The 2511-nt window shown below is 67.9% G+C and carries 2 protein-coding genes; both read left to right on the top strand.

Annotated elements, in window-relative coordinates; all coding sequences use genetic code 11:
* Window positions 1–321 precede the first annotated feature (321 nt).
* Window positions 322–999, top strand: a complete 678-nt coding sequence (gene mtrA / locus AC5RUJ_RS14480) for an MtrAB system response regulator MtrA (protein WP_493989146.1) — start codon at window positions 322–324, stop codon at window positions 997–999.
* Window positions 1000–2511 (top strand): MtrAB system histidine kinase MtrB (gene mtrB / locus AC5RUJ_RS14475; RefSeq protein WP_494156067.1); only part of this gene is annotated, 1512 nt, incomplete at its 3' end. It abuts the gene before it with no gap.

The following is a 2511-nucleotide window of genomic DNA, read 5'->3' as shown; positions in this document are numbered from 1 at the left end:
GCTGCCCCCACGCAGGCTGGCCCGGCGCCTGGCTGTCGGCCCCGGCGCCGTTGCCGGGGCCCGTGCCGTCGGGGCCCTGGCCTTGCGGATCCCTGCTGTCGTGCCCGGCGTCATTGGCCCCGTGGCTCATCGCGTCCCGTCTTCCTCATCTCGTGTCGCCGGCTGCGGGAGGCCTCCGGCGAAGTGTTAGCCTCTCATCAGCCTATAGTTTCGGTCCGCCAGTTCCTACCATCCCGGCGCGGGCCCGCCGTGGGCGCAGTGTCGGTGTGCCCTGTGCGTCGTTACGTCAGGGATGAGGGGAATAGGGAACAATAGGGAGATATGAAGGCACGCATTCTGGTCGTAGACGACGACGAGGCCCTGGCCGAGATGATCGGCATCGTGCTGCGCAACGACGGATTCGATCCCGTGTTCTGCGCGGACGGCGCGCAGGCCCTCGAGGTCTTCCGCAGCAGCAAGCCGGACCTGGTGCTGCTCGACCTGATGCTCCCGGGGCTGGACGGCATCGAGGTCTGCCGCCAGATCCGTGGCGAATCGGATGTTCCCATTGTCATGCTGACGGCCAAGTCGGACACCTCCGACGTGGTCCGGGGCCTGGAATCCGGTGCCGACGACTACGTGCCCAAGCCGTTCAAGCCGGCAGAACTCGTAGCCCGGGTGCGCGCGCGCCTGCGCCCGGGCGACCAGCGGGCGCCCGAGACCCTGCGGATCGCCGACGTGGTGATCGATGTTGCCGGGCACGTGGTTCACCGCGGGGACGAGAAGATCTCGCTCACCCCGCTGGAATTCGACCTGCTGGTGGCCCTGGCCCGGAAACCCTGGCAGGTCTTCACCCGCGAATTGCTGCTGGAGCAGGTCTGGGGCTACCGCCACGCCGCAGACACTCGCCTGGTCAACGTTCACGTCCAGCGGTTGCGCTCCAAGATCGAACGCGATCCGGAGGCCCCCGAAGTGGTGCTCACGGTGCGCGGCGTCGGTTACAAGGCCGGCCAAGGGTAAGTGGAGCCGGTTCTCAGCCGGTGGACAGCCAAGCTGAAGGCGGCAGCTGAGGCCGCTTGGCATGCCACGCTGCGGGCCCGCGAGTTCCTGAACCGGAAATGGCGGCGGTCGCTGCAGTTCCGCACGGTGACCGCCGCCGTCCTGCTCACCGCCTTCGCCTTCATGGGCGTGGGCGCGTTCCTCTCCAGCCAGATCGCCTCCGGGCTCTACCAGGAGCGGGTAAACCAGGCGGAGGCCGAGTCCCGGCGCGGGCTGTCCCAGGTCAAGACAATCTTCGAGAGTTCCTCTGCCAGCGACCGGGCGACCGTCTCCAGCATGGTGGCGGACACGCTGAAACTGCTGGAAGGCACTGGCGCCGAAGCGCCGCGCTACTACCTGCTGACGCCGCTGCCGGGCGGCCAGAACCTCTACGTGTTCAGCCAGTCGAACACCTCCATCACCGCCAACATCATTCCGGAGGGGCTGGCCCGTGAGGTGGCCACCGGCACCGGGCAGTACCGACAGGCGCTCGCGCTGCCCGTGGGCGACAGTGATGTCCCGGCGATCGGATTCGGCACCAAGGTGTCGTTGCCGCCGGGCAATTCGTATGCGCTGTACCTGATCTACGACCTCTCCTCGGTCCAGCAGACCCTGGACTTCATTCACCGGGTGCTCTGGATCGGCGGCGGGCTGCTCCTGATCCTGGTCGGCGGCATCGTCTGGCTGCTGACCCGCGCCGTCGTGCACCCGGTCAGCCAGGCAGCGATCGCCTCGGAGAAGCTGGCGGCAGGACAACTGCAGGAGCGGCTGGAAGTCCGGGGCGAGGACGAACTCGCCCGGCTGGGGGCCTCCTTCAACCACATGGCCAACAGCCTGCAGGAGCAGATCACGCAGCTGGCGGCGCTGTCCGAAATGCAGCAGCGGTTCGTGTCCGATGTGTCGCACGAACTGCGGACGCCGCTGACCACGGTCCGCATGGCCGCGGAGGTGCTGTACGAATCGCGCGGGGACTTCGATCCCATCAACGCCCGCTCCACGGAACTGCTGTACAACCAGGTGGAGCGTTTCCAGGCGCTGCTCGCCGACCTCTTGGAGATCTCCCGTTTCGACGCCGGTGCTGCCGCCCTGGACGCGGAGCCGACCGATTTGGTGGAGATCGCCCGCACCGCACTCGACGCCGCCCAGCCGCTTGCGGAGAACAGCGGGTCGGAGCTGCGGCTGATTGCCCACGAGCCGCGCTGCATCGCGGACATGGACCGCCGCAGGATCGAACGCATCCTGCGCAACCTGATTGTCAACGCGCTGGAACACGGCGAAGGCAAACCGGTGGAGGTCACGGTCGGGGCAACCGAGGACGCCGTGGCCGTCTCGGTGCGGGACTACGGCATCGGGATGACGCCCATGGAAGCCTCCAGGGTGTTCGACCGCTTCTGGCGTTTGGACTCCCGGCTGGCGACGGCGCGCTACGGGAGTTTCCTCCGCAGCGCCCTGCCGCCCTTCTGGAGTACCAAGGACGGCGCCACGGCCCGCCAG

It is taken from the genome of Arthrobacter sp. Y3223164 (assembly GCF_059091005.1).
Note: the sequence above shows the minus strand (reverse complement) of the source record. Positions and strands in the feature narration are given on the sequence as shown.

What these genes read in the sequence shown, in the direction of transcription:
- mtrA (WP_493989146.1), top strand. Translation starts at nt 322, where the DNA reads ATGAAGGCACGCATTCTGGTCGTAGACGACGACGAGGCCCTGGCCGAG.